This window comes from Streptomyces sp. NPDC020379, assembly GCF_044387105.1.
Classification (GTDB): Bacteria; Actinomycetota; Actinomycetes; order Streptomycetales; family Streptomycetaceae; genus Streptomyces.
On the sequence record NZ_JBIRVR010000006.1, the window covers coordinates 36257 to 63238 of the forward strand.

Consider the following 26982-nt stretch of genomic DNA (forward strand, 5'->3'; position numbering starts at 1 on the left):
ACGTGGAGAACCTCATCGGACTGCTCGTCGCGGCCCCCCTGCTGGGCGCGGGCCTGCTGCTGTGCGGCGGCCGCCGGCTGGACCGCGCCGGGCACTGGATCGGCACGCTGCTCGCGGCGGTGTCCTTCGCGCTGGGCGTGGTGCTCTTCGCCGGCCTGCTCGGCAAGGGCCGCGAGGACCGCACGCTCACCTCGCACCTCTTCAGCTGGGTGCCGGTCGGCGGCTTCCGCGCGGACGTGGGCTTCCAGCTGGACCAGCTGTCCATGACCTTCGTCCTGCTGATCACGGGGGTGGGCGCGCTGATCCACCTCTATTCGGTCGGCTATATGGAGCACGACGAGCGGCGCCGCCGCTTCTTCGGCTATCTGAATCTCTTCCTCGCCGCGATGCTGCTGCTCGTCCTCGCCGACAACTACCTCCTGCTGTACGTCGGCTGGGAGGGCGTCGGCCTCGCGTCGTATCTGCTGATCGGCTTCTGGCAGCACAAGCCGAGCGCGGCCACCGCTGCCAAGAAGGCGTTCCTCGTCAACCGCGTGGGCGACATGGGCCTGTCCATCGCGATCATGCTGATGTTCACCACCTTCGGCTCCTTCGCCTTCGGCCCGGTCCTCTCCCACGCCACGGGCGCGGGGGAGGGCAAGCTGACGGCCGTCGGGCTGCTGTTGCTGCTCGCGGCGTGCGGCAAGTCCGCCCAGGTGCCGCTGCAGTCCTGGCTCGGTGACGCGATGGAGGGCCCGACACCGGTCTCGGCCCTCATCCACGCGGCGACGATGGTGACCGCGGGCGTCTATCTGATCACCCGCTCCGGCGCGATCTTCAACGCGGCGCCGGACGCCCAGACCGCGGTCGTCACGGTGGGCGCGGTGACGCTCCTCTTCGGTGCGATCGTCGGTTGCGCGAAGGACGACATCAAGAAGGCCCTGGCGGGCTCGACGATGTCCCAGATCGGCTACATGATCCTCGCCGCCGGGCTCGGTCCCGTCGGCTATGTCTTCGCGATCATGCACCTGGTGACCCACGGCTTCTTCAAGGCGGGGCTCTTCCTCGGCGCCGGTTCGGTGATGCACGGCATGAACGACGAGGTCGACATGCGGCGTTACGGCGGTCTGCGCAGGTACATGCCGGTCACCTTCGTCACCTTCGGCCTCGGCTATCTGGCCATCATCGGCTTCCCCGGCCTGTCCGGCTTCTTCTCCAAGGACAAGATCATCGAAGCCGCCTTCGCCAAGGGCGGCACCGAGGGCTGGATCCTCGGCGGCGCGGCCCTGCTGGGCGCGGCCATCACGGCGTACTACATGACGCGCGTGATGATCCTGACCTTCTTCGGCGAGAAGCGCTGGCAGCCGGACGCGGACGGCAACGCCCCGCACCCGCACGAGTCGCCCAGGACCATGACGATCCCCATGGTCGTGCTCGCCTTCGGATCGGTCCTCGCCGGTGGGCTGTTCAGCGTCAACGACACCTTCCTGAAGTGGCTGGAGCCGGTCACCGGGCACGCGGAGGGCCATTCCCCCGTCAGCGCGCTCACCGTCACGATCGGCACCATGGCCGTCCTCGTCCTCGGGGTGGCGCTCGCCTGGGCGCAGTACGGCCGCGGGCCCGTCCCCGTCACGGCGCCGCGGGGGAACGTGCTCACCCGGGCCGCCCGGCGCGACCTGCTCCAGGACGACTTCAACCACGTCGTGCTGGTCCGCGGCGGTGAGCACCTCACCCGCAGCCTGGTCTACGCCGACCACACGCTGGTCGACGGCGTGGTCAACGGCACGGCCGCCTCCGTCGGCGGGCTCTCGGGCCGGATGCGCAGGCTCCAGAACGGCTACGCGCGGTCGTACGCGGTCTCGATGTTCGGCGGTGCGGCCCTGCTCATCGCCGCGACCCTGCTGATGAGGGCGGTCTGATCATGTCTTTTCCCCTGCTGACGGTCACGGCCGCGGTGCCCGCGGCCGGCGCGGTCGTGACCGCCGCCGTCCCGGCCGCGCGCCGCACGGCCGCCAAATGGCTCGCGCTCGGCTTCGCGCTGGCCACGCTCGCGCTCGCGGGTGTGCAACTGGCCCGGTTCGACCCGGACTCCGGGAAGCCGTTCCAGCTGACCGAGTCGCACGCCTGGATCAAGGACTTCGGGGTCCGCTACGACCTGGGGGTCGACGGCATCGCCGTGGTGCTGATCGCCCTGGCCGCGCTGCTGATCCCCTTCGTGATGCTGGCCGGCTGGCATGACGCCGACCCGCTCGAAGAGCCCGCGCCCAACCGGCGCTGGCGGCCCACCCAGGGCTTCTTCGCGCTGATCCTGATGGTCGAGGCGATGGTGGTGATCTCCTTCGAGGCCACCGACGTCTTCCTCTTCTACATCTTCTTCGAAGCCATGCTGATCCCGATGTACTTCCTCATCGGCGGCTTCGGCGACCGGGCGGGCGGCCGGACCGAGGAGGAGACGGCGGCCCAGCGCTCGTACGCGGCCGTGAAGTTCCTGCTCTACAACCTCGCCGGCGGGCTCATCATGCTGGCCGCCGTCATCGGGCTCTACGCCGTCACCGCGCACCAGCTCGGCACCGGCACCTTCTCCCTCCAGGAGATCGTCCAGGCGCGGGCGGCCGGCGAGCTGCACTTCGCGACCGTCACCGAACGGGCCCTGTTCCTCGGCTTCTTCTTCGCCTTCGCGGTGAAGGCGCCGCTGTGGCCGCTGCACACCTGGCTGCCCAACGCCATGGGCGAGTCCACCGCGCCCGTCGCCGTGCTGATCACCGCGGTGGTCGACAAGGTCGGCACCTTCGCGATGCTCCGCTTCTGCCTCCAGCTGTTCCCCGAGGCGTCGAAGTGGGCGACCCCGGTGATCATCGTGCTGTCGGTGACCGGCATCCTCTACGGCGCGCTGCTCGCGGTCGGCCAGCGGGACATCAAGCGGCTGATCGCCTACGCGTCGATCTCGCACTTCGGCTTCATCATCCTCGGCATCTTCGCGATGACCACCCAGGGCCAGGGCGGCGCGACGCTCTACATGGTCAACCACGGCATCTCCACGGCCGCGTTGATGCTGGTCGCCGGCTTCCTGATCTCCCGCCGCGGGTCCCGGCTGATCGCCGACTACGGCGGGGTGCAGAAGGTCGCCCCCGTCCTCGCGGGGACGTTCCTGGTGGGCGGTCTGGCGACGCTCTCACTGCCGGGCCTCGCACCGTTCGTCTCCGAATTCCTGGTCCTGGTCGGCACCTTCAGCCGCTATCCGGCCGCCGGGATCGTCGCGACGCTGGGCATCGTCCTCGCCGCGCTGTACGTCCTGGTGCTCTACCAGCGCACGATGACCGGCCCGGTGCGGGAGCCCGTGCGCGGCATGCCGGACCTGAAGGTGCGCGAACTGGTCGTCGTCGGCCCGCTGATCGCCCTGCTGATCTTCCTCGGCGTCTACCCCAAGCCGCTGACGCAGATCATCGACCCGGCGGTCGGCCGGACGATGTCGCAGGTGCACAAGGTCGACCCCAAGCCCCAGGTGCCGACTTCCCCGACGAACGATGTGGAGGCCGCGAAGTGAGTCACGCAGCATTCGTCCACAGCCTGTGGACGATGTCGGCCGACCCGGCGAAGAAGATCCCGGCTCCGCATATCGAGTACGCCCAGCTGTCACCGACGCTGATCGTCCTCGGCGCCGCCGTGCTCGGCGTCCTCGTGGAGGCGTTCCTGCCGCGCCGCCTGCGCTATCCGGCGCAGACCCTGCTGAGCGCCGCCGGCCTCGTCGCCGCGTTCGCCGCCGTCATCGCCCTGGCCGCCGGCGGCTACGGCACCGGCAAGGCGCACGCCGCCGCCATGGGCGCCGTCGCCGTCGACGGCCCGGCGCTGTTCCTCCAGGGGACCATTCTCCTGGTCTCCCTGATCGCGGTGTTCACCTTCGCCGAGCGGCGCCTGGACCCGAAGGCGCACGGCAAGCGCGTCGACTCCTTCGTCGCGCAGGGCGCCGCGGTGCCGGGCGGCGAGGCCGAACAGGCCGCCGTGAAGGCCGGGTTCACCACCACCGAGATCTTCCCCGTCGTGCTCTTCGCGGTCGCGGGCATGCTTGTCTTCCCCGCCGCGAACGACCTGCTGACCCTCTTCATCGCGCTGGAGGTCTTCTCCCTCCCGCTGTACGTGCTGTGCGCGCTCGCCCGCCGCCAGCGGCTGCTGTCCCAGGAGGCGGCGGTCAAGTACTTCCTGCTGGGTGCCTTCTCCTCGGCGTTCCTGCTGTTCGGGGTGGCGCTGCTCTACGGCTACGCGGGCACGGTCACATACGCCGGGATCGCGGATGTCGTGAGCGGCACGGTCAGGACGGTCGACCCCGCCCTCGCCTCGACCACGGGCAACGACGCGCTGCTGCTGATCGGCGGGGCGCTGGTGCTGATGGGGCTGCTGTTCAAGGTGGGCGCGGTGCCCTTCCACATGTGGACCCCCGACGTCTATCAGGGCGCCCCCACGCCGGTCACGGGCTTCATGGCCGCCGCCACCAAGGTCGCCGCCTTCGGCGCGCTGCTGCGCCTGCTGTACGTGGTCCTGCCGGGGCTGCGCTGGGACTGGCGGCCGGTGATGTGGGGCGTCGCGATCGTCACCATGCTGGTGGGCGCGATCGTCGCCGTCACCCAGACGGATGTGAAGCGGCTCCTCGCCTATTCCTCGATCGCGCACGCCGGGTTCATCCTCGCCGGTGTCATCGCCGTCAGCCCGGACGGGGTCTCCTCCGTCCTCTTCTATCTGGCGGCGTACTCCTTCGTGACCCTGGGCGCCTTCGCGGTGGTGACGCTGGTGCGCGACGCGGGCGGCGAGGCGACGCACCTGTCCAAGTGGGCCGGTCTCGGCCGGCGTTCGCCCCTGGTGGCCGCCGTCTTCGCGGTCTTCCTGCTGGCCTTCGCTGGCATCCCGCTGACCAGCGGCTTCACCGGGAAGTTCGCGGTCTTCAAGGCCGCGGCGCAGGGCGGCGCGGTGCCGCTGGTCATCGTCGGTGTGGTGTCCTCGGCGATCGCCGCGTTCTTCTACATCCGGGTGATCGTGCTGATGTTCTTCAGCGAGCCGAAGGCCGACGGGCCGACCGTGGCGGTGCCGAGCGCGCTGACCTCCACGGCGATCGCGGTCGGGGTGGCGGTCACGCTCGTCCTCGGTGTCGCCCCGCAGTATTTCCTCGATCTGGCGGGCCAGGCGGGGGTCTTCGTGCGGTAGGCGCGAGAAGGCGGCAGGCGCGCTGCCCGGCACCCCGCGGAGGGTGCCGGGCAGCGGTGCGTCAGTGGCCGAGCTTGCCCAGGTCGGGGAGGCCGGCGGGGGCGCCGCCCTTCTCGGTCTTGAGGAAGGTGTCCTTCTTGCCCGAGCTCCAGCTGACCACGAGCGTCTTGCCGTCGGCGCTCACGATCTCGCCCTGGGTGCGCAGGGTGTCCCCGTCGGCGCATTTGAGGGTGAGCGTGGGGGGCTTGGCGTTGTGGTCGACGGTGCCGTCGCAGACGTGGCCCGCGCCCGCGAGGGCGGCCATGCTGGGGGAGATGACCAGGCCCCAGCCCGTCCCGTCTATCTTCGCCGCGTAGGTGCCCTCGACGGGACCGGTCACGCCCGTCCCCTCGGCCGGGTCCTGGGCGGCCGGGCCGGCGGGCTTGGTCGGCGCGGACGGCGGCGGTGTCGCGGACTTGTCCTTGTCGTCGCTCTGGCTGCCGCAACCGGTCATCAGCACAGCGGCGATGAACGCCGCCCCCGTGATCTGTACTGCCTTGCGCACGTGCGCTCGCTCCTCCGTAGTGGATATGGACACGACAAATTAGCAGTCCTGATCCACTGCCCGGAGCGGCGTCAGCCGGCCTCCGCGGACCGGTCCCGCTGCACGTTGCGGTGGACCGCGAGCGCCGGCCACACCACGCGCACCAGCTGCCGCGTCGCCCTGCGCGCCGGCCGCCCCTCGGGGCCGGGGTGGAGGCAGCGGCCCGCGCCGGTGGCGGCGAGGAGGGCGGCCAGCGCGCGGCCGCGCGGCTCGGCGAAGCCCGTACGGACGGCGGCGGCCAGGTGCTCACGGGCCTCGCTGGTGCGCTCGGCGGGCCCCGCGGGGAAGCGCGTAGAGGGGAAGAGGCCGAGCACCTTCACCCGCTCGGGGCGCAGCGCGCCCCGCTCCACCAGCCGCCGCAGCCAGGGCTCCTCCAGGCGGCGCGAGACGCGGCGCACCCAGGCTGCCGCTCGTGGCCCCCGGCCCGACCGGCCCTTGCCGGGCGCGGGCAGCGTGGCGAGGGCCATGGCCAGCAGGGGGTCCGACGGGGGCACGGGGCTGGTCACCGTGGGGCGGCCGTGCTCCTCCACGATCCGCCCGGCCAGCTCCAGTTCGGCGAGCACCGCCCCGGCCACGCCGTACTGGAGGAAGCGATGCCGGCACAGCTTGCGTCCGGTGACCGGATCGAAGGAGAGCAGCAGCAGTTCCTCGGGCAGCGTGAGGCCCGGGGCGGCGCCGGTCATGACCCGGTCGTGCGCGCGGGGGTGATCCTGCCGGTCACCTCGCCGAGGCCGACGCGGGCGCCGTCGGGACCGGGTGCCCAGGCGGTGAGGGTGACCTCGTCGCCGTCCTCCAGCCAGGGGCCCTTGCCCTCGGTGAGCTCCAGCAGGCAGCCGCGCTGGTCGGGGTCGGGCCCGCTGACCGTGCCGGAGGCGAAGAGGTCGCCGGTGCGCAACGAGGCGCCGTTGACGGTCATATGGGCGAGCTGCTGGGCCGCCGTCCAGTACATGGAGGCGAAGGGCGGCCGGGAGACCGGCTCGCCGTTGATGGTCACCTCGATGCGCAGGTCGATGCCGCCCGGCTCCGCCGCGGAGTCGTCGAGGTAGGGCAGCAGCGGGTGGGTGCGCTCCGGCGGCGCGGTGCGCGCCTCGTCGAAGGCGTCGAGCGGGGTGATCCAGGCCGAGACGGACGTCGCGAAGGACTTGCCGAGGAACGGGCCCAGGGGGACGTACTCCCACGCCTGGATGTCGCGCGCCGACCAGTCGTTGACCAGGCACACGCCGAAGACGTGCTCCCGGAAGTCACCCAGGGGCACCGGGGTGTTCGGCGGCGCGGGCGTGCCGACGACGAAGCCGACCTCGGCCTCGATGTCGAGGCGCGTCGACGGCCCGAACACCGGCCCGTCCGGCGTCCGCCGCTGCCCCTGGGGGCGGACCACGTCGGTGCCGGAGACCACGACCGTGCCCGCCCGGCCGTGGTAACCGATGGGCAGGTGCTTCCAGTTGGGCGTGAGCGGGTCGCCGTCGGGCCGGAAGATGCGGCCGACGTTGGTGGCGTGGTGCTCGCTGGCGTAGAAGTCGACGTAGTCGGCGACCTCGAAGGGCAGGTGCAGCGTCACCTCCTCCAGCGGGTGGAAGTGCTCCCCGTCCAGCCAGCCGCGGATCTCCGCGCGGACGCCCTGCCACACGGAGCGGCCCGCGGCCAGCAGGGGGTTGAGCGTCGGCTCGTCCAGCAGCCCCGCGTACGCCGAGCCGTGCGCGGCGGCGGCCGCGGCGGCGTCGAGGACGTGAGCGCCGTAGCGGACGCCGATCCGGCGGCGCTCCGGGGCGTCGGGCGTCGTGAAGACCCCGTACGGGAGGGTGGCCGCGCCGAAGGGATCGCCTTCGGGAAGCTCGCGGGGGCTGTGCTGGGGCATGGGACGCTGCCTCGCTCTCTCCTGGACGCCTGGTGACCGTCCGTGCCCACATTACGTGCTGGCGGCCGCCAGGCAAGGGGTGAGCGAAAGGGGTGGTGAGGGGCGTGCGCGCCGTGCGCGCGGACAGGGGGTGAGCACCGCTCCGGCCGCCGCCCACCCCGGCTCGGGACGGCCCTCGGCGAGCGCGCCCGAACCGCTGTCCGACCGCTCACTAAAGGGCGAGCAATGTCCGGTAATTCCTTGCTGGAAGCGGTAATTCCGAAGTAGCGTCCTTAATCGGGTCACGCACAGTGGGGGGCCGCTGCGGCTGAGTGGCCAAGGGGGATGCTGGTGGCGAGCAGGCACACGTCCATCGCGGCGGACCGGTCCGTTCCGGGGCTCATCATGAAGATCGGCGATTACCCCCTGCACCACGGCGGGGTCGGCGCGATCCGCAGCCTCGGCAGACTCGGGATCCCGATGTACGCCATCACCGAGGACCGCTGGACGCCCGCCGCCGTATCCCGTTATCTGCGCGGTGGTTTCATCTGGCCGACCACCGGCCGCGAGCGCCCCGAGGAGCTCGTCGAGGGGCTGCTGGGCATCGGCCGGTCCATCGGCCGCCCCGCGGTGCTGCTGCCCACCGACGAGGAGGCCGCCGTCCTCGTCGCCGAGCACGCGGAGCAGCTGTCGGAGAGCTTCCTCTTCCCGCCGGTGGAGCGGGAGTTGCCGCGCCGCCTCGCGAGCAAGCAGGGGCTGCACGAGCTCTGCGTGGAGCACGGGGTGCCGTCCCCGGACGCCCTCTTCCCCTCCTCGTACGAGGAGATCGAGGAGTTCGCGGCGCGCGCCCGCTTCCCGCTGGTGGCGAAGAACCGCGAGGCGTTCGAGCGGCGCCGCAGGCCCGCCGTGCACGGCACCACCCGCATCGGCGGCCCCCGCGAGCTGCTGGCCCTGGCGCGGGGCTGGGGCCCCTTGCCCGGGGTGATCCTCCAGGAGTACCTGCCCCGCGAGCAGGCCGAGGACTGGATCGTGCACGCGTATTTCGACGCGGAGAGCACCCCGCTCGCGCTGTTCACCGGCGTCAAGGTGCGCTCCTGGCCGCCGCACGCGGGCATGACGGCCAACGCGTATGTCGTCGACAACCCCGAACTGGCCGACATGGCGGCCCAGTTCATCAAGCAGATCGGCTTCAGCGGGATCATCGACCTCGACTGGCGCTTCGACCGGCGTGACGGCCGCTACAAGCTGCTGGACTTCAACCCCCGGATGGGCGCCCAGTTCCGCCTCTTCGAGAACGAGGCGGGCGTCGACGTCGTCCGGGCCCAGCACCTCGACCTGACCGGGCGCAAGGTCCCCGAGGGGGAGCAGCTCGCGGGCCGCCGGTTCGTCGTCGAGAACATCGACCTGCCGGCCCTCGCCGCCTACCGCCGCAGTGGCTACACCACCCCGCACGCGCCCGCGCGGGCGAGCGGCACGGAGCTGGCCTGGGCCGCCCGGGACGACATGAAGCCGTTCTTCACCATGCTCGCCCGGTTCGTGAAGCCGGGCGTCCGGCACCTCTGGCAGCTATGGCGCTCCAGGCGTGCCGCCGCTCTCGTCGATTGATGCGATCAAGCCGAGCAAGCAATGCCCTGGGAGGGGACTCGTGACACTTCCCGTCGTAGTCATCGGGGCCGGTCCGTACGGACTGTCGACCGCAGCCCACCTGAGGGCGCACGGCATAGCGACCCGGGTGTTCGGTTCGCCGATGGTGAGCTGGCGGGAGCACATGCCCGCCGGAATGCTGCTGAAATCCACCCCGGTGGCGTCGAGCATCGACGCGCCTCAACCGGGGCACACGCTGCTCGACTTCTGCCGTGACGTGGGGGAGCGGCGGTACGAATCGGACTGGGATGCCATCCCGGTCGAGGTCTTCGCCCGTTACGGTCTGTGGTTCCAGGAGCGCCTGGTGCCGGATCTGGAGCGGGTGCGGGTGGTGTCCGTGGACCGCCGGTCCACCGGCTTCGAGCTGAAGCTGGACTCCGGCGAGCAGTTCGCGGCCCGTGCCGTGGTGGTCGCGACCGGGCTCAGCGGCTTCGCGCGGCTGCCGGCCGAGCTGGCCGCGGCCGTGCCGGACGGCCCGTCGGTGAGCGGCCCCATCTCGCACAGCTCGCAGCACGAGGACCTCTCGCGGTTCGCCGGGCGCGAGGTCGTGGTCGTCGGCGCCGGGCAGTCGGCGCTGGAGAGCGCCGTGCTGCTGGCGGAGGGCGGGGCCGCGTCGGTGCGGGTGCTGGCGCGGCGTCGGGGCGCCGTGCGCTTCGGGGCGGCGCCGGACGGGCAGTCGCCGCTGAAGCCGGACACCCCCTTCGGGCGGGCCTGGTCGCTGTACGCGTTCTCGTATTACGCGGACGGCTTCCGCAAGCTCCCGGCGCCGGCCCGGAAATACCTCGTCCAGCGGGTGCTCGGGCCGCTCGGCGCCTGGTGGCTGCGGGACCGCTTCATCGGCCGGGTGCAGGTCACGGAGGGCAAGAGGATCGTCCGGGCGAGGGTGGAGGACGGCCGTCCGGTCCTGGCGCTCGCCGGGCCCGACGGGTCCACCGAGGGGGAGCTCGCCGCGGACCACGTCCTCGCGGCGACCGGCTATCACGTCGACCTGGCCGCCCTCGACTTCCTCGGCCACGGCCTGCGGACCAGGCTCGCGGTCGGCGCGGGCGGCCCCCGGCTGGGCCCCGGCTACCACTCGTCGGTCCCGGGTCTGTTCTTCACGGGCCTCCCGGCGGCGGCGAGCTACGGGCCGGTGATGCGGTTCGTCTGCGGCACGGAGTACGCGTCGCCGCGGCTGGCGAAGGCGGTGGGCGCCCTTTCGTGAGGCGGGGTCGCGCCGGTGTGGGGGTCCGGTTCCGGGTTGGCCGGAACCGGACCCTCCCGCTGCCGCGCGACGAGCGGTGGAGCCGTGCCAGGCCCGTGTCAAGGGGGTCAGGAGGCCCGCCCCCGGGGGATGACCGCGTACATAACGGGGCACACGTCCGGTCGACCGGGAAGGCGCCCACGGTGATCGACAGCCGACCGGATACGCTGACTTTCGGTGGAGACAGCGACACATCGACAATCCCCGTGTTCGCAGGCAGACAGGAGTACCCCTCGTGACCGTCGTCGGGCCTTTTGGGCTGAACGTGCGGGACCAGGCTCTTGAAGCCGATGTCCAGGCCGGTTTGGCCGCCGTCGAGGAGGGCCTCCTGGAGGCCACCAAGAGCGACGTGCCCTTCATCACCGAGGCGGCCCAGCACCTCGTCCGGGCCGGCGGCAAGCGGTTCCGCCCGCTGCTGGTGATGCTCGCCGCGCAGTTCGGCGACCCGCACGCCCCCGGCATCGTGCCCTCGGCCGTCGTCGTCGAGCTCACCCACCTGGCCACGCTCTACCACGACGACGTCATGGACGAGGCGGAGGTGCGGCGCGGCGTCGACAGCGCCAACGCCCGCTGGGGCAACTCCGTGGCCGTCCTCACCGGGGACTTCCTCTTCTCCCGGGCCTCCTACATCCTCGCCGACCTGGGCCCGGAGGCCGTCCGCATCCAGGCCGAGGCGTTCGAGCGGCTGGTCACCGGCCAGATCCTGGAGACGGCCGGCCCGCGCGACGGCCGCGACCCCATCGAGCACTACCTCGACGTCCTCGCGGGCAAGACCGGCTCGCTGATCGCCGTCTCCGGGCGGTACGGCGCGATGATGTCCGGCGCCGACGAGCGCACCGTCGACATCCTCACCCACTACGGTGAGCGGCTCGGCATCGCCTTCCAGCTCGCCGACGACGTCCTCGACATCGCCAGCGACTCCCACGAGTCCGGCAAGACGCCCGGCACGGACCTGCGCGAGGGCATCCCCACGCTGCCGGTGCTGCACCTGCGCGCCCAGGCGGCGGCGAGCGGCTCGGCGGAGGACCGCCGGCTGTGCGAGCTCCTCGACGGCGACCTCAGCGACGACGCCGTGCACGCCGAGGTGCTTCGGCGCTTGCGCGCGCATCCGGCGCTGGAGCAGGCGCGGCGGGACACGGTGCGCTACGCGCAGGAGGCTCGCGCGATCCTGGCTCCTCTGCCGGAGGGGTTCGCGAAGGCCGCTCTGGAAGATCTCTGCGACGCGGTCGTGCACCGGGCGGGCTGACGGGGGTTGGGGTGCGGGTTCGTTGCCGCCTGCGGCGGGAGCGTCCTGCGGCCGCGTCCTCGATCGCCGGACGGGCTGAAACCGGCGCGCCCCGAAACCGAATGTCGCCCCCCCGGCACCCACCACAAACCCAGCCCGGCCGGCGCTTGAGGCCGCCGCCCGCAGGGCGCTCCCGCCGCAGGCGGCAACAGACCCGCACAACGAACCCCGTACAGCGCCAACATCACGTCATACCCAAGAGGTACACACAGCTGCTCCCGACGGCTGATGCCGGAGCGCAGCGCATTTGGTGGAATTGACACTGCTCCACCAACCAGCGGCAGGGCCACAATGAGAGCGGCCCGGGGGCGCCGACGACGGAGGTAATGGCTGATGGCACGGAATGAACCGATCCAGGGTGGCACCGAGAGCCCGGAAGGCCAGCGCTCGCCGGGGCGCCGTAAAGCGGTCCGCTATGCCGTTCCGGTCGCGGTGGCGGGTCTCGCGGCGGCCACCATCGGGCTCGTCCCGGCGCTGGCCAAGAGCGGTGACCCGGATCTGCCGAAGATCAGCGCGGAGGACCTGATAGCCAAGGTCGCCAAGTCGGACGTGCAGCAGATGTCCGGCTCGGTGAAGGTGACCACCGACCTGGGTCTGCCGTCGCTGCCGGGCGGCGGCTCGCTCGGCTCGCTGGGCGCGGGCGCGGGCCACGGCGGGAAGCCGGGCGGCGCGGACCCGCGGGCCAAGCTCACCGAGCTCGCCTCGGGCTCGCACACGCTGCGGGTCGCCGTCGACGGCCCGGACAAGCAGCGCGTGTCGATCGTCGAGTCCGCCGCGGAGTACAGCGTGATCCGCGACGGCGACCAGGTCTGGGCGTACGACAGCGCCAGCAACACCGTCCACCACACGACCGCCCCGCACGACAAGGCGAAGGCCGGACAGCACGCGGGCCCCGAGCAGCTGAAGGGCGCGTCGCCGCAGGAGCTGGCGAAGAAGGCGCTCGCCGCCGTGGACGACTCGACGGCCGTCTCGGTCGACGGCACGGCCAAGGTGGCCGGGCGGGACGCCTATCAGCTGGTCGTGAAGCCGAAGGCCCAGGAGTCGACGGTCGGCGCGGTCCGGATCGCGGTGGACGCCAGGACCGGGATGCCGCTGAAGTTCACGCTCGCCCCGAAGAGCGGCGGCAAGGCGGCGATCGACGCGGCCTTCACCAAGGTGGACTTCGCCAAGCCGGGTGCGAGCACCTTCGACTTCACCCCGCCGAAGGGCGCCAAGGTCACCGAGGACAAGGCCGACGGCGCGAAGCGGCAGCGGGACCACAAGGGCGCCCCGGCCGAGCTGTCGGGCCTCGACGTGGTCGGCAAGAGCTGGACGTCCATCGCGCAGTTCAAGATGCCGGCCGACGCGGCCAAGGGCGCCAAGGGGGGCAGCCTCGGGAAGAACGCCGGCGGCGCCGGTGCCCTCCTGGACACCCTCGGCACCAAGGTCTCGGGCCCCTTCGGCTCGGGCCACCTCTTCAGCACCCGCCTCGTCAATGTCCTGATGACGGACGACGGCCACGTCTACGCGGGCGCGGTGACGAAGGAAGCGCTCATCAAGGCCGCGAAGTAAGCGCGGCCCGCGGCCGGTCCGGAAGGGGCCGGCCGCGGGTGCTCCGCACCGGTGCGACGAGGGGAGAACGGGTGCCAGGATCGTCCGAGCGCGTGTCTTCGGACGCCGCCGTCCACACCCGTTCCCTGACCAAGCGCTACCGCGGCGGCCAGCTCGCCGTGGACGGGCTCGACCTCACCGTGCCGCGCGGGAGCGTCTTCGGCTTCCTCGGGCCCAACGGCTCGGGGAAGACCACCACCATCCGCATGCTCATGGGGCTCATCGAGCCGACCTCCGGCGCGGCCGAGGTGCTGGGCGAGCCGATGCCGCGCGCCGCCCGCCGTGTGCTGCCCCGGGTGGGCGCGCTGATCGAGGGCCCCGCGCTCTACGGCTTCCTGTCCGGGCGGGACAACCTCGTACGCTTCGACGCCGCCGACCCGACCGCCGACCCCCGTACCCGCGCCGCCCGGGTGGACGCGGCGCTCGACCGGGTAGGGCTCGTCGCCGCGGCCGGCAAGAAGGCACGCGCGTACTCCCTGGGCATGAAGCAGCGCCTCGGGCTGGCCGCGGCCCTGCTCCAGCCGCGCGAACTGCTCGTCCTGGACGAGCCGACCAACGGCCTGGACCCGCAGGGCATGCGGGAGATCCGCGCGCTCGTCAGGGAGCTCGCGGCCGAGGGCACCACGGTCTTCCTCTCCTCGCACCTCCTGGACGAGATCGAGCAGGTCTGCACCCACGCCGCCGTCATGGCCCAGGGGCGGCTGCTCACCCAGGGCACGGTCGCGGACCTCGCCTCCCAGGCGCGCGGCCGGCTGACCGTCACCACCCCCGACACCGCGGACGCCGTGCGCGTCCTCAAGGAGCACGGCGTGACCGACCTCGTCGTCGTGGACGACCGCGTCACCGGCGAACTCCCCGCCGGGGAGCCGCCCGAGGTCACCCCGCCGCCCGACCTCGCGGACCTCAACGCCGCGCTCGTCCACGCGCGGGTGCGGGTACGGGCCTTCGGCACCGAACGCGCCTCGCTGGAGGACGCGTTCGTGGCGCTCACCGGGGAGGGCTTCGATGTCGCGGGCTGACACCATGACGGCGGCCGGGCCCCGGGCGGTGAGCCCGCTGTGGCAGCTGTCCCTCTTCCGCAGCGAGGTGGGGACGGTGTTCCGGCGGTGGCGGACGATCGCCCTGCTGGGCGTGCTCGCGGCCGTGCCGGTGCTCGTCGGCATCGCCGTGAAGATCGAGACCAGGGGCGGCGGCTCGATCGGCCGCGAGGGCGGCGGTGGCGGCCCGGCGTTCATCAACCAGGTCACCAACAACGGCCTCTTCCTCGTCTTCACCTCGCTCGCCGCGACCCTGCCGTTCTTCCTGCCGATGGCGATAGGCGTGATCGCGGGCGACTCCATAGCCGGCGAGGCGAACGCGGGCACCCTGCGCTATCTCCTCGTCGCCCCCGCCGGACGCACCCGGCTGCTGTGCGCCAAGTACGCGTCGACGCTGGTCTTCTGCCTGGCGGCCACCCTCGTCGTCACCGCCTCCGCGCTGGCGGTGGGGGCGCTGCTGTTCCCCCTGGGCGAGGTCACGCTCATCAGCGGGACGACCGTGTCCTTCGGGGAAGGGCTGCTGCGCGCGCTGGCCGTCGCGGGGGTCGTCGCGCTGTCGCTGATCGGCGTCGCGGCGGTCGGGCTGTTCGTCTCGACCCTCACCAACAGCGGGATCGCGGCCATGGCCACGACAGTGGGACTGCTGATCACGGTGCAGATCCTCGACCAGTTCCCGCAGTTGCACGCGGTGCAGCCGTATCTCTTCCCGCATTACTGGCTGAGCTTCGCGGATTTGCTGCGGGAGCCGGTGTATTGGGACCAGCTCTGGGAAAACCTGCGGCTTCAGGGGCTGTACGCGGTGGTGTTCGGCTCGGCGGCCTGGGCGCGGTTCACGGGGCGGGATGTGACGGTGTGAGGCGGGCCGCGGTGCGCCTGCGGCAGGCTTCTTCCCCTGCCCGCCGCACATCAGACGCGGCCGGGAAGGGGCGGGACCGGGGAAGAAGGCCGGCCCCGCCCCCTCGCCGGACTACGAGCCGCTCAACGCCCAGACCGCCCCGGCGATCGCGTCCGTATTCGTCCCGAGCGCCTTGTCGTCGAGATTCGCGAACGTGTCGCACGACCGGTGGTAGCAAGCGTCGAACGCCTTGCCCGCCGTGCCACCCCACTTCCGCGCCTGGTCGTCGGTCTTGATGTAATCCGCTCCGCTGAAGAGCCCGCCGACGGGTATGCCGACGTTCTGGAACGGCGCGTGGTCGGAGCGGCCGTCGCCCTCGTGGTCGACCTCGGTGGCGATGTTCTTCGCGGCGAACCAGTTCTCGAAGAGGCTCTGGAGGCCGGAGTCGTAGCCGTAGACGTAGTAGCCGGGGTTGGGCGAGCCGATCATGTCGAAGTTCAGATAGGCGTCGATCTTCGACCGGTCGGCGGAGGACAGCCTGTCGACGTAGTTCTGCGAGCCGACCATGCCGAGTTCCTCGGCGCCCCACCAGCCGAACCGCAGGTGCTTGTCGGGCTTGTAGCCCTCGCGGGCGACGGCGAGGGCGACTTCCAGGACACCGGCGGAGCCGGAGCCGTTGTCGTTGATGCCGGGGCCCGCGGAGACGGAGTCCAGGTGCGAGCCGGCGAAGACGACGTGGTCGGCGTCGCCACCGGGCCAGTCGGCGATGAGGTTGTAGCCGGTGGCGCCGTTGGCGCTGAACTGCTGCACGGTGGTGGTGAATCCGGCGGCATCCAGCTTGCCCTTCACATAGTCGAGCGACGCCTTGTAGCCGCTGCGGCCGTGCGCGCGGTTGCCGCGGTTGGCGTTGGCTATCGACTGGAGCTGGTTGAGGTGGGCCTTGACGTTGGCTACGGGGATGGTGGGCGCGGCGGCCTTCGTCCTGAAGGTGGTGCCGGCGACGGTCGCGGTGGTGGGGACCGCGTCGGCCGCGCCGGAGGCCGTGCCGAGGAGAGCGGCGGTGAGGGCCGCGCCGGAGGCCAGGAGGGCTACGGCGCGGCGTCTGCGGGTCGGTCCGTGGAGTTCAAGCATGGGGGGCTCCCGACTCATTTGACGTGGCCATGATGTTGGGGGCCCCTGTGAAACGAGTCAAGGGTGGATTTCGGACACCGAACACCGGTTTCCGGATATCGGGCGCCGCTCTACCGGCCCTGAGCTGTGGCTTCAGGTGTTTCTGTTTCCTGTGTGGCGTCTGTGATTTCTGTGTGAACGTTGGCCGCCGCCTTCTCCCGCGCGGCCCGCAGCGCGGCCCGGGCGGTACGGGCCGTACGCAGCGCGTCCCAGGTGAGCAGCGCCAGCGCCAGCCAGATCAGGACGAAGCCCGCCCACCGCTCCGCGGGCATCGACTCGTGGAAGACCAGCAGGCCCAGGGCGAACTGGAAGATGGGCGCGAGGTACTGCACCATCCCCATCACCGACAGCGGCAGCCGTACGGCGGCGATGCCGAAGCAGACGAGCGGCAGGGCGGTGATCGCGCCGGTGCCCATCAGCAGCAGGGCGTGTCCGGTGCCCTCGCTCGCGTATGTGCTGCCGCCGCTGCCGCCGAGGAACAGCAGGAAGCCGAGGGCGGGCAGGAACTGCACCGCCGTCTCGGCCGCCATCGACTCCAGGCCGCCCAGCCCGACCTTCTTCTTGACCAGGCCGTAGGTGCTGAAGGAGATGGCCAGCGTCAGCGCGATCCACGGCGGCTTGCCGTACGCGACGGCCATCACCACGACCGCGGCCGCGCCGACCCCGACCGCCACCCACTGCGACACCCGCAGCCGCTCGCGCAGCACGAGAACCCCGAAGCCGATGCTGACCAGGGGGTTGATGAAGTAGCCCATCGACGTCTCGACGACGTGCCCGGAGTTGACGCCCCAGATGTAGACGCCCCAGTTCACGGATATCAGGCCCGCGCCGAGCGCGATCATCCCGAGCCGCTTCGGCTGCCGGAGCAGCGGCCGTATCCAGTCCCAGCGCTTGGTCACGGTGAGCACGACGAGCACGGTCACGAGCGACCACACCATACGGTGCGCGAGGATCTCACCGGCTCCGGCCGGTTCCAACAGGGGCCAGTAGAGGGGGAAGAGCCCCCAGGTCGTATAGGCGGCGACACTGCACAGCAGGCCGGTGCGGGTCTCGTTCTCGGCGGTCTTCACGGGCGGCTCCTGGGTGTTGCGGCGACGCTTGTGAAGGTAGCGGGTGGGTGGGGTGGTGTCATGCGCGTATCGAATGACGGTCATGACGTTCGCCTGCGGCGGGCGCGGTACGTGGAGGGCAAGCCCCCAGACCTCCGCGACGTTGGGCACCCCGCAAAGCACCCCGCCGGCCCGGAACGTGCCCAGCCCCGGCACCAGCCACCACCCGGGCCCGGCCGGCGCTTGAGGCCGTCCGGACCGCAACCACACACAGCTACCGGCGGGAGCGAACCGCCCCGCTCACATCGAACGGCAACACCGTCACCGCCACATTGGGAAGCTGCTCCAGCGCCTTCGCCATCTCGTTTCCCCGGTCCGGGTGGAGCAGGGACCCGAGCGGCCCGGAATACGTGCGGATGGGGATCAGGAGGGTCAGAGCCGTCTCGCCGTCCGCCGTCGTGCGGGCGGCCAGGCCGACGACCGCGTGGCGGAGGCGGCGGTCGGGGCAGTCGACCAGTTCCAGGGGGATCGTCGTGCCGGGGGTGGCGTCCCACTTCCCGGTGAGCCGCCGCGCCCGCTCCGCGTCGATGACGAAGTGCAGGGCCCGCACCTCGTCGGGCCGGAGCTCGTGCGCGTAGCGCAGGGCCTTCACCGTGGCCAGGTCGAGGTCGTCGATGAGGACGAACACCAGGTGGCGCCGCCAGTGCGGCTGGTCCGTGGCCACCGCGGGGACATCGTCCAGTGCCTCGGCCTCCTCGCGGTACTGCCGGTTGATGCGGATCAGCGCCCACACCCCCAGCGGGAAGACCACCACGACGAGCCACGCGCCCTCCGTGAACTTGGTGATCGCGAAGATGAGGACGACGAGCGCCGAGGCAACCGCCGCGACGAGGTTCACGCCCACGTTCCAGCGCCGGCGCCGCTCCCCGGGCCGCCGCCAGTAGTGGGCGGTCATCCCGGCCGCGGCCATCGTGAAGCCGGTGAAGACGCCGATGGCGTAGAGCGCGACGAGCTTGTCCACGCTGCCGCCGGTCACGACGAGCAGCGCGAGCGAGACGACGGCCAGCGAGATGATCCCGTTGGAGAAGGCCAGCCGGTGGCCGCGGCGGGTCAGCTGGCGCGGCAGGAAGCGGTCCTCGGCGACGAAGCTGGCGAGGAAGGGGAAGCCGGTGAAGGGCGTGTTGGCGCCGGTGTAGAGGATGAGCGCGGTCGCGAGCTGGACGTAGACCAGCCCCGTGGTGCCGAGCCAGCCGTCCCCGAAGACGAGGTGCGCCTCCTGCGCGATGACGGTCGGATTGCCGTCCTGGTAGGGGACGGCGTGGGTGAAGTGGGCGAGCGTGGAGACGCCGAGCACCATGACGCCGAGGACGCAGCTCATGACGGTGAGGGTGCGCCGGGCGTTGCGGCCCTGCGGCTTGCGGAAGGCCGAGATGCTGTTGGAGATCGCCTCCAGACCGGTCAGCGAGGAGCCGCCGTTGGCGAACGCGCGCAGCACCATGAACAGCGAGGCGCCGTAGAGCCACCCGGGTCCGGACGTGCCGAGCGGCACCACCCCGGAGGCGTGCAGATCGGCGTGCGGGAGCCCGCCGGTGAGGGCGCGTACGAGCCCGATGACCAGCATCAGCGCGACGGCGGCCATGAAGAGGTACGCGGGCGCCGCGAACGCCCGTCCCGCCTCCCGGATCCCGCGCAGATTTCCGTACATCAGCAGCACCACCACGCCCACCGTGATGGGGAGTTTGAGGTGGTCGAGGCCGGTGTAGCCGTCACCGGTGAGGTGGGCGAGGGAGATCAGCGCGTCGGTGCCCGCGGCCGTCTGCACGGCCACGGTGACGATGTAGTCGACGAGGAGCGCGACGGCGGCGATCTGGGCGACGCGCGGCCCGAAGTTCTCACGGGCGACGACGTACGAGCCGCCGGCACGGGTGTAGACGGACACCACGTCGCGGTAGGAGAGCGTGAGGAGCAGCAGGACGAACAGGATCGCGCCGGTCACCGGCATCAGCAGGCTGAACGCGGCGGCTCCCACGACGGGTACAAGGATGCGCAGTATCTCCTCGCTGCCGTACGCGGTGGAGGAGATGCAGTCGGAGGCGAGGACGCCCAGGGCGAGCGGGTTGGACAGCGTCTCGTGGGAGAGCTGCTGGGTCACCAGCGGGCGGCCGAGCAGTCGGCACTTGACGCGATAGGCGAGCCGGTCGGGGACGTCGGGTACGACTTCGGGGCGGTCGGCCATAGCCGTATCTTCCGGCTCCGCGCCGGGGCCCGTACGGCCAAACGCCGGACGGGCCGAAAAGTCGGCCCGTCCGGCGTTCGTGGAGCCGCGTCAGCCGGCGACGGTCCAGGTGTCGTTGCCGGCGAGGAGGGAGGCGAGGTCGCCCTTGCCCTTCTGGACGATGGCGGCTTCGAGCTGGTCGGACATCTGCGTGTCGTAGACGGCCCGGTCGGTGCTGCGGAACACGCCGATGGGGGTGTGGTGCAGGGTGTCGGGGTCGGCGAGGCGGCTCAGCGCGAAGGCGTTGGTGGGGCTGGCGCTGTGGGCGTCGTGGACCAGGATCCGGGCCTCGTTGTCCGGGGTGACCGTGACGACCTCGAGGTCGCCGGTGGCCGGGTCGCGGACGACGCCCTTGCTGTCGTCGGTGCCGAAGCGGATGGGCCGGCCGTGTTCGAGGCGGATGACCGCCTCCTGGGCCTGCTCCTTGTCCTTGAGGGCTTCGAAGGCGCCGTCGTTGAAGATGTTGCAGTTCTGATAGATCTCCACCAGCGCGGTGCCGGGGTGCTCGGCGGCCTGCCGAAGGACCTCGGTGAGGTGCTTGCGGTCGGAGTCGACGGTGCGGGCCACGAAGGACGCCTCGGCCCCGATCGCGAGCGAGACGGGGTTGAAGGGTGCGTCCAGCGACCCCATCGGCGTCGACTTGGTGATCTTGCCGACCTCCGACGTCGGGCTGTACTGGCCCTTGGTCAGGCCGTAGATCCGGTTGTTGAAGAGCAGGATCTTGAGGTTGACGTTGCGCCGGAGGGCGTGGATGAGGTGGTTGCCGCCGATGGAGAGGGCGTCGCCGTCGCCGGTGACGACCCAGACGCTCAGGTCGGGGCGGGAGGAGGCGAGGCCGGTGGCGATGGCGGGGGCGCGGCCGTGGATGGAGTGCATCCCGTAGGTGTTCATGTAGTACGGGAAGCGGGAGGAGCAGCCGATGCCGGAGACGAAGACGATGTTCTCCTTCGCCAGGCCGAGAGAGGGCATGAAGCCCTGGACGGCGGCGAGGATGGCGTAGTCGCCGCAGCCGGGGCACCAGCGCACTTCCTGGTCGGACTTGAAGTCCTTCATGCTCTGGGCGGCCTCGGCCTTGGGGACCAGTTTGAGCGCCTCAGTCATCGATGGCCTCCTTGAGCGCGGTGGCGAGCTGCTCGGCCTTGAACGGCATGCCGTTGACCTGGTTGTAGGAGTGGGCGTCGACCAGGTACTTCGCGCGGATGAGGGTGGCGAGCTGGCCGAGGTTCATCTCCGGGACGATCACCTTGGTGTAGGAGGCCAGGACGTCGCCGAGGTTGTGCGGGAAGGGGTTGAGGTGGCGCAGGTGGGCCTGGGCGATGGGGACGCCCTGGGCGCGCAGGCGGCGCACGGCGGCGGTGATCGGCCCGTACGTCGATCCCCAGCCGAGCACCAGGGTGCCCGCGCCGTCCGGGTCGTCGACCTCGAGGTCGGGGACGGCGATGTTGTCGATCTTGGCCTGGCGGGTGCGGACCATGAGGTCGTGGTTGGCCGGGTCGTAGGAGATGTTGCCGGTGCCGTCCTGCTTCTCGATGCCGCCGATGCGGTGTTCGAGGCCGGGGGTGCCGGGCACGGCCCAGGGGCGGGCCAGGGTCTGCGGGTCGCGTTTGTAGGGCCAGAAGACCTCGGTGCCGTCGGCCAGGGTGTGGTTGGGGCCGGTGGCGAACTGCACGCGCAGGTCGGGCAGTTCGTCGACGTCCGGGATCCGCCAGGGCTCGGAGCCGTTGGCGAGATAGCCGTCGGAGAGCAGGAAGACCGGGGTGCGGTAGGTCAGGGCGATGCGGGCGGCGTCCAGGGCGGCGTCGAAGCAGTCGGCCGGGGTGCGCGGCGCGACGACCGGCACCGGGGCCTCGCCGTTGCGCCCGTACATCGCCTGGAGCAGGTCGGCCTGTTCGGTCTTGGTGGGCAGGCCGGTGGAGGGGCCGCCGCGCTGGATGTCCACGATCAGCAAGGGCAGTTCGAGGCTGACGGCCAGGCCGATGGTCTCGGACTTCAGTGCCACGCCGGGCCCGGAGGTGGTGGTCACCGCCAGCGCCCCGCCGAAGGCGGCACCGAGGGCGGCGCCGATGCCGGCGATCTCGTCCTCCGCCTGGAACGTGCGCACACCGAAGTTCTTGTGCTTCGACAGCTCGTGGAGGATGTCGGAGGCCGGGGTGATCGGGTACGAGCCGAGGTAGAGCGGCAGGTCGGCCTGCTTCCCGGCGGCGATCAGGCCGTAGGAGAGGGCGAGGTTGCCGGAGATGTTGCGGTAGGTGCCGGTGGGGAAGGCGGCGGTGGCGGGGGCGACCTCGTAGGAGACCGCGAAGTCCTCCGTCGTCTCACCGAAGTTCCAGCCGGCCCGGAAGGCCGCGACGTTCGCCTCGGCGATGTCGGGCTTCTTCGCGAACTTCTTCCGCAGGAAGGCTTCCGTGCCCCTGGTGGGGCGGTGGTACATCCACGACAGCAGGCCGAGGGCGAACATGTTCTTGCTGCGCTCGGCCTCCTTCCGCGACAGGCCGAAGTCCTTCAGGGCCTCGATCGTCAGCGTCGTCAGGGGCACGGGGTGGACGCGATAGGCGTCCAGCGACCCGTCCTCCAGCGGCGAGACCGCGTAACCGACCTTCGCCATCGGGCGTTTGGTGAACTCGTCGGTGTTCAAGATGATCTCGGCGCCCCGGGGAACGTCGGCGATGTTCGCCTTCAGCGCGGCCGGGTTCATCGCCACCAGCACGTCGGGCGCGTCACCCGGGGTGAGGATGTCGTGGTCGGCGAAGTGCAGCTGGAAGCTGGAGACGCCCGGCAGCGTCCCGGCGGGGGCGCGGATCTCGGCGGGGAAGTTCGGCAGCGTGGAGAGGTCGTTGCCGAACGACGCCGTCTCCGACGTGAACCGGTCACCCGTGAGCTGCATGCCGTCACCCGAGTCCCCCGCGAACCGGATGATCACCCGCTCCAGCTTCCGCACGGACTTGGCACCCGACTCCTCGTCGGGATGGCGCGGCGGGCTGAGGTGCGAAGGCTCCCGCTCCGTCGGCGGGGCGGCGCCACTCGGCTGCTCGCCTGGTTCGGCCTGCTCGGCCGGGCTGCTGACCTGGCTGGTCACTGCTACGGACCTCCCTCGTGGCGGCGGCTCGCACGCGGTGGTGACGGCCGGCGTTCCCACCGCCATCGTACGGGGGTAAGGGTCGCCTACCTGGGATGGATCACAAGATGCCCGCGCCGTAGCCTCTCCGTTTTGTCCTGGTAAGCGGCTTTCGAGCCACCTGGTCGGCCTTTGCGGAGGCGGTGGCTCCGACTTGGTCTTTTGGCCTAGGACCCCGCCCCGGCGACCTTCTCACCAGGGCGGCTCTCCTCGACGGGTGGGGTACGGAAGACTCAGGACCGGAGGTACGTCAGCACCGCCAGCACCCGTCGGTGATCCCCGTCACTCGGCGACAGCCCCAGCTTCAGGAAGATGTTGCTGACGTGCTTCTCGACGGCGCCGTCGCTGACCACCAACTGCCGCGCCACGGCGGAATTCGTCCTTCCCTCGGCCATCAGGCCGAGCACCTCGCGCTCGCGCGGGGTGAGCCCGGCGAGCACGTCCTGCTTGCGGCTGCGCCCGAGCAACTGCGCGACGACCTCGGGGTCCAGGGCCGTACCGCCCCGGGCGACGCGCACCACCGCGTCGACGAACTCCCGCACCTCCGCCACCCGGTCCTTCAGCAGATAGCCCACGCCCCGGCTGCTCCCCGCCAGCAGCTCCGTCGCGTACTGCTCCTCCACGTACTGCGAGAGCACCAGCACACCCAGCTCCGGGTGCTCCCGGCGCAGCCGCACGGCCGCCCGCACGCCCTCGTCGGTGTGCGTCGGCGGCATCCGTACGTCCGCGACCACGACGTCCGGCAGGGCGCCTTCGTCGGCGAGCTCCCTGATGACCTTCAGCAGCGCTTCCGCGTCACCGACGCCCGCGACGACGTCGTGCCCTCGATCGGTCAGCAGGCGGGTCAGCCCTTCCCGAAGCAGCACCGAATCCTCGGCGATGACGACCCGCACTCTGTCCTCCACGATTCCCTTGCCCCCTGTTTGCTGCCGCTGTATGAGCGTCCAGCATCGCAGCAAACGGGGACGGCGAGGGGGTGCGCGCCCGCGGCGGGCTTTTTCCCCTGCCCGCCCCTTCCCGGCTGCGTCTGATATGCGGCTCCGCCGCGTGGAGGCTGCGCCCCGGACCCCGCAACACGGCTTCGCCGCGTTGCCCTCAAACGCCGGACGGGCTGGTTTTGGCTGATGGGGGTGCGCAATTCAGCCCGTTGGGGGCACCTCTGGGGGCACCCCCGGACGGAGTCCGGGGGAGGTGGCTGGGGGAGTTGGAGGACGCGCCCACAGGGCGCTGGGGTCCGGGGTCTCCCCGGTTTCGGGAAGGGGCGGGGTAGGGGAAGAAAGCCCGCCGCGGGCGAGGGCAACCCGCCTCACCCTCGCCAAGGGAGCTCCGCGGTCACCGTCGTAGGGCCGCCCGCAGGCGAGTCGACCACCAGCAGCCCGTCCACCGACCCCAGTCGCTCGGCCAGGCCGGCCAGTCCGCTGCCGGAGTCCGTCGACGCGCCGCCCCTGCCGTCGTCGGAGACCTGAAGCAGCACGCGGTTCTCGGCGCTCCACACATCGACCCGCGCCGTCCGCGCACCACTGTGCTTGCTGATGTTCTGGAGGAGTTCGGAGACCGTGAAGTAGGCGATGCCCTCGATCGCCGGGGCCGGACGGGACGTCAGGTCGACCTCGACGCGTACCGGCACCGTGCAGCGCGCGGCCAGGGCGGAGAGGGCGGGGCCCAGGCCGCGGTCGGTGAGGATCGCCGGGTAGATGCCGCGGGCGAGGTCGCGCAGTTCCTGGAGGGCGAGCTTCACCTCGCCGTGTGCCTCGTCGACCATCTTCGCCGCGGCCTCGGGGTCCTCCTCCAGCTTCTCCTTCGCCAGCCCGAGGTCCATGGCCAGGGCCACGAGGCGGGCCTGGGCGCCGTCGTGCAGGTCGCGTTCGATGCGGCGCAGGTCGGCGGCCGCGGTGTCCACGACCACGCCGCGGTCCTCCTCCAGCTCCCACACCCGCTCGGCCAGCCGGGACGGCCCCAGCAGCCCCAGCACCAGCATCCGGTCGCCGAAGGCGAGACCGCGGATGATCCACGGGGTGATCAGGACGAAGGCCAGGCCGACGGCGCAGGTGACCCCGATCTCGAAGGGGTTGTCGAGGTAGAGCGAGGTGCCGTCGTCGTCGCCGAACACCTGCATGCCGGGCTGGCCCCAGTAGGTGGGGTACATCCACGCGTACGCCGGGTAGAGGAACAGCGCCCAGCTGACCGCCCACAGCGTCAGCGACACCACGAAGGCCGTCACCGCCCACGGCAGGTGGATCGCGCAGTAGAGCAGGCTCCGCCAGGACGTACCGCTCTTGAGCAGCGCCCCCGTCCAGGCGAGCGGACCGCGCTTGCCCTTCGGCGGGCGTACGGGCTCCGGTTCGGCTATCTCGACGCCGAGCAGCACCCGCGCCCGTACGCGCTCGACGGCGCCCAGCGCACGGGACCCGAGGAGCGCCGCGGCCAGCACCGGCACCCCGACGAAGGTGACCAGCAGGCCGACGCCCAGGGACACCATCGTGACCGCGTAGACGAAGGTCAGCACCGACATCGGGAAGCTGAGCAGGAGATAGAGGAACTCCCGCCAGGTGCGCCCCTCCAGGGGCGCGCGCAGCACGGCGGGCACGCGGTGCGGTGCCGCCTGTCCTTTGTCGATGGCCATCTCAGTCATCCGATCTGCCAGGGCTTCTCTTGCGTCCCAGCCTCCCCGAGCGCGGGTGGCCGGACCATGGAGCGGGTCGGTGTCCTGGGGGTGGGGCTGTCCCCACCATGGGAGCCACCATGGGAGCCACCATGGGGGCAGGCGCCCCTGCCCCGGCCGGGGCAGAAGAGGCCAAGGACCACCCACAACCAGCCTGGCCGGCGTTCGAGGCCGCCCGCCGCGGGCGCGAACGGCCCGCACCCGGAAGCGGCCGGCACCGTGATCAGCTGCCCGCCGAGCGCAGCGGACGGTCGCGCCACGGCAGTTCCGCCGTGATCACCGTCGGGCCGCCCACCGGCGACGCCACGGCGAACAGCCCGTCCACCGACCCCAGCCGCTCGGCCAGGCCGGCCAGTCCGCTGCCGGAGTCCGTCGACGCGCCGCCCCTGCCGTCGTCGCGGACCTGGATGAGCAGACGGTTCTCCGCCCGCCACAGTTCGACCTCGGCCGTCCGCGCACCACTGTGCTTGCTGATGTTCTGGAGGAGTTCGGAGACCGTGAAGTAGGCGAGGCCCTCGATCGCCGGCGCGGGCCGGGCGGCCAGGTCCACCGAGACGCTGACCGGCACGGTGCAGCGGGCCGCGACCGACGACAGCGCCGCGTCCAGGCCACGGTCCGTCAGGACGGCCGGGTGGATGCCGCGGGCGAGGTCGCGCAGTTCCTGGAGGGCGAGCTTCACCTCGCCGTGCGCCTCGTCGACCATCCGCGCCGCGGCCTCCGGGTCCTCCAGCACCTTCTCCTTCGCCAGACCCAGCCCCATCGCGAGCGCCACGAGGCGGGCCTGGGCGCCGTCGTGCAGGTCGCGTTCGATGCGGCGCAGGTCGGCGGCCGCGGTGTCCACGACGACGCCGCGGTCCGACTCCAGCTCGGCGACCCGCCGTTCCAGCTCGCTGGACGGGGACAGCAGCCCGCGCACCATGGCCCGGTCCACGTTCGCGAGCCAGCGCGCCAGGTACCCGAGAACGGGCCAGGCGATGAACAGCGCGCAGAGGGTCACGCCGAAAGTGAGAACGCCCCATGGCAGTCGTATGAACGAGTACAGCGTCGCCCGCCAGGCCACCGGGTCCTTCACCGCCGCCCACGTCCAGGCGAGGAAGCCCGCGTTCCGCGGGTGCCGCGACAGCGGGATCGGCTCGTCGATCCGGACGCCCAGCAGCCCCCGCGCCCGCCCCCGCTCCAGCCGGCCGAGCCCCCGCGCCCCCAGCAGCCCGACCGCCAGCACCGGCAGCCCGATCACGGTCACCGACAGCGCCGCACCCGCGTACAACCACAGCGACACATAGACGAAGCCGATCAGTCCCGCCGGCAGATCCAGCAGGAGGTGGGCGACTTCCCGCCATGTCGACGCGTCGAAGGCGAAGCGGACGGGCGGCAGCCGGTCCTGGTCGGGCTCGGTCCCGCCGTGACGGAGGGTCGCGGGGCCGGTGCTCCCGGTGGTGCTTGTGGTGGCGCTGTGTGCGGCACTGCTGGCGGTCATACGCCCAGCCT

20 protein-coding genes are annotated in these 26982 nt (G+C 71.6%); 9 read left to right on the plus strand and 11 right to left on the minus strand.

What is annotated here, in order from left to right; translation table 11 throughout:
* Nucleotides 1-2 precede the first annotated feature (2 nt).
* Genes nuoL through nuoN form a run of 3 tightly spaced genes read left to right on the plus strand, consistent with a single transcriptional unit; the run spans nucleotide 3 to nucleotide 5172 of the window.
* A complete protein-coding gene (gene nuoL / locus ACH427_RS09895; protein ID WP_398868937.1) occupies nucleotides 3-1898 on the plus strand; it encodes an NADH-quinone oxidoreductase subunit L in 1896 nt (631 codons plus the stop codon).
* Nucleotides 1899-1900: 2 nt separating this feature from the next.
* Entirely contained in the window at nucleotides 1901-3523 is a 1623-nt protein-coding gene (locus tag ACH427_RS09900) for an NADH-quinone oxidoreductase subunit M (protein ID WP_398868938.1), read from the plus strand.
* The gene (nuoN, locus tag ACH427_RS09905; protein WP_398868939.1) at nucleotides 3520-5172 is read left to right on the plus strand and encodes an NADH-quinone oxidoreductase subunit NuoN; all 1653 of its coding nucleotides are present in this window, start codon (nucleotides 3520-3522) and stop codon (nucleotides 5170-5172) included. Before ACH427_RS09900 ends, nuoN begins: the two co-directional genes overlap by 4 nt.
* A 61-nt stretch (nucleotides 5173-5233) precedes the next feature.
* Here the strand turns inward: nuoN and ACH427_RS09910 are convergent, their stop codons facing one another.
* The 3 genes from ACH427_RS09910 to fahA all read right to left on the minus strand — a co-directional run bounded on the left by ACH427_RS09910 (nucleotide 5234) and on the right by fahA (nucleotide 7610).
* Complete coding sequence (locus tag ACH427_RS09910) at nucleotides 5234-5716, minus strand: hypothetical protein (RefSeq protein WP_398868940.1); 483 nt, start codon at nucleotides 5714-5716, stop codon at nucleotides 5234-5236.
* Nucleotides 5717-5787: 71 nt separating this feature from the next.
* Nucleotides 5788-6438, minus strand: coding sequence for a GPP34 family phosphoprotein (locus ACH427_RS09915; RefSeq protein WP_398868941.1), 651 nt, complete (start codon nucleotides 6436-6438; stop codon nucleotides 5788-5790).
* On the minus strand, nucleotides 6435-7610 hold the full coding sequence (gene fahA, locus ACH427_RS09920) for a fumarylacetoacetase (RefSeq protein WP_398868942.1): 1176 nt from the start codon (nucleotides 7608-7610) through the stop codon (nucleotides 6435-6437). The genes ACH427_RS09915 and fahA overlap by 4 nt, the downstream gene beginning before the upstream one ends.
* 324 nt (nucleotides 7611-7934) lie before the next feature.
* Between fahA and ACH427_RS09925 the strand changes: the two genes are divergently transcribed.
* From ACH427_RS09925 to ACH427_RS09950, 6 genes are all read left to right on the plus strand, one after another.
* Nucleotides 7935-9194 carry an ATP-grasp domain-containing protein gene (locus tag ACH427_RS09925; protein WP_398868943.1) on the plus strand — a complete coding sequence of 420 codons (1260 nt, stop codon included), beginning with the start codon at nucleotides 7935-7937 and terminating at the stop codon, nucleotides 9192-9194.
* Nucleotides 9195-9234: 40 nt separating this feature from the next.
* Nucleotides 9235-10437 carry an NAD(P)-binding domain-containing protein gene (locus tag ACH427_RS09930; protein ID WP_398868944.1) on the plus strand — a complete coding sequence of 401 codons (1203 nt, stop codon included), beginning with the start codon at nucleotides 9235-9237 and terminating at the stop codon, nucleotides 10435-10437.
* Between the two features lie 274 nt (nucleotides 10438-10711).
* Nucleotides 10712-11722, plus strand: coding sequence for a polyprenyl synthetase family protein (locus ACH427_RS09935; protein ID WP_398868946.1), 1011 nt, complete (start codon nucleotides 10712-10714; stop codon nucleotides 11720-11722).
* A gap of 372 nt (nucleotides 11723-12094) precedes the next feature.
* Nucleotides 12095-13312, plus strand: a complete 1218-nt coding sequence (locus ACH427_RS09940) for an outer membrane lipoprotein carrier protein LolA (protein ID WP_398868947.1) — start codon at nucleotides 12095-12097, stop codon at nucleotides 13310-13312.
* A 92-nt stretch (nucleotides 13313-13404) separates the two neighbouring features.
* Entirely contained in the window at nucleotides 13405-14370 is a 966-nt protein-coding gene (locus tag ACH427_RS09945; RefSeq protein WP_398868948.1) for an ATP-binding cassette domain-containing protein, read from the plus strand.
* Nucleotides 14357-15244, plus strand: a complete 888-nt coding sequence (locus ACH427_RS09950; protein WP_398868949.1) for an ABC transporter permease — start codon at nucleotides 14357-14359, stop codon at nucleotides 15242-15244. The genes ACH427_RS09945 and ACH427_RS09950 overlap by 14 nt, the downstream gene beginning before the upstream one ends.
* 111 nt (nucleotides 15245-15355) lie before the next feature.
* On the opposite strand, the gene ACH427_RS09955 is transcribed toward ACH427_RS09950, so the two are convergent.
* From ACH427_RS09955 to ACH427_RS09990, 8 genes are all read right to left on the minus strand, one after another.
* Nucleotides 15356-16354: a M28 family metallopeptidase gene (locus ACH427_RS09955; RefSeq protein ID WP_398868950.1), complete on the minus strand. Its 999-nt coding sequence runs from the start codon at nucleotides 16352-16354 to the stop codon at nucleotides 15356-15358.
* A gap of 110 nt (nucleotides 16355-16464) precedes the next feature.
* Nucleotides 16465-17547, minus strand: coding sequence for an EamA family transporter RarD (rarD, locus tag ACH427_RS09960; protein WP_398868951.1), 1083 nt, complete (start codon nucleotides 17545-17547; stop codon nucleotides 16465-16467).
* 169 nt (nucleotides 17548-17716) lie between these two features.
* Nucleotides 17717-19678: an APC family permease gene (locus ACH427_RS09965; protein ID WP_398868953.1), complete on the minus strand. Its 1962-nt coding sequence runs from the start codon at nucleotides 19676-19678 to the stop codon at nucleotides 17717-17719.
* Nucleotides 19679-19768: 90 nt separating this feature from the next.
* Complete coding sequence (locus ACH427_RS09970) at nucleotides 19769-20818, minus strand: 2-oxoacid:ferredoxin oxidoreductase subunit beta (protein WP_398868954.1); 1050 nt, start codon at nucleotides 20816-20818, stop codon at nucleotides 19769-19771.
* Nucleotides 20811-22793 carry a 2-oxoacid:acceptor oxidoreductase subunit alpha gene (locus ACH427_RS09975; RefSeq protein WP_398868955.1) on the minus strand — a complete coding sequence of 661 codons (1983 nt, stop codon included), beginning with the start codon at nucleotides 22791-22793 and terminating at the stop codon, nucleotides 20811-20813. Before ACH427_RS09975 ends, ACH427_RS09970 begins: the two co-directional genes overlap by 8 nt.
* Before the next feature lie 272 nt (nucleotides 22794-23065).
* On the minus strand, nucleotides 23066-23725 hold the full coding sequence (locus ACH427_RS09980; protein WP_398869181.1) for a response regulator: 660 nt from the start codon (nucleotides 23723-23725) through the stop codon (nucleotides 23066-23068).
* Nucleotides 23726-24138: 413 nt separating this feature from the next.
* Nucleotides 24139-25464, minus strand: coding sequence for a sensor histidine kinase (locus tag ACH427_RS09985; RefSeq protein WP_398868956.1), 1326 nt, complete (start codon nucleotides 25462-25464; stop codon nucleotides 24139-24141).
* 253 nt (nucleotides 25465-25717) lie between these two features.
* Entirely contained in the window at nucleotides 25718-26971 is a 1254-nt protein-coding gene (locus ACH427_RS09990; RefSeq protein WP_398868957.1) for a sensor histidine kinase, read from the minus strand.
* Nucleotides 26972-26982: the final 11 nt, after the last annotated feature.

What these genes read in the sequence shown, in the direction of transcription:
- ACH427_RS09900 (WP_398868938.1), top strand. Translation starts at nt 1,901, where the DNA reads ATGTCTTTTCCCCTGCTGACGGTCACGGCCGCGGTGCCCGCGGCCGGC.
- ACH427_RS09915 (WP_398868941.1), bottom strand. Translation starts at nt 6,438, where the DNA reads ATGACCGGCGCCGCCCCGGGCCTCACGCTGCCCGAGGAACTGCTGCTG.
- fahA (WP_398868942.1), bottom strand. Translation starts at nt 7,610, where the DNA reads ATGCCCCAGCACAGCCCCCGCGAGCTTCCCGAAGGCGATCCCTTCGGC.
- ACH427_RS09925 (WP_398868943.1), top strand. Translation starts at nt 7,935, where the DNA reads ATGCTGGTGGCGAGCAGGCACACGTCCATCGCGGCGGACCGGTCCGTT.
- ACH427_RS09940 (WP_398868947.1), top strand. Translation starts at nt 12,095, where the DNA reads ATGGCACGGAATGAACCGATCCAGGGTGGCACCGAGAGCCCGGAAGGC.
- ACH427_RS09950 (WP_398868949.1), top strand. Translation starts at nt 14,357, where the DNA reads ATGTCGCGGGCTGACACCATGACGGCGGCCGGGCCCCGGGCGGTGAGC.
- ACH427_RS09955 (WP_398868950.1), bottom strand. Translation starts at nt 16,354, where the DNA reads ATGCTTGAACTCCACGGACCGACCCGCAGACGCCGCGCCGTAGCCCTC.
- rarD (WP_398868951.1), bottom strand. Translation starts at nt 17,547, where the DNA reads ATGACCGTCATTCGATACGCGCATGACACCACCCCACCCACCCGCTAC.
- ACH427_RS09965 (WP_398868953.1), bottom strand. Translation starts at nt 19,678, where the DNA reads ATGGCCGACCGCCCCGAAGTCGTACCCGACGTCCCCGACCGGCTCGCC.
- ACH427_RS09970 (WP_398868954.1), bottom strand. Translation starts at nt 20,818, where the DNA reads ATGACTGAGGCGCTCAAACTGGTCCCCAAGGCCGAGGCCGCCCAGAGC.
- ACH427_RS09985 (WP_398868956.1), bottom strand. Translation starts at nt 25,464, where the DNA reads ATGACTGAGATGGCCATCGACAAAGGACAGGCGGCACCGCACCGCGTG.
- ACH427_RS09990 (WP_398868957.1), bottom strand. Translation starts at nt 26,971, where the DNA reads ATGACCGCCAGCAGTGCCGCACACAGCGCCACCACAAGCACCACCGGG.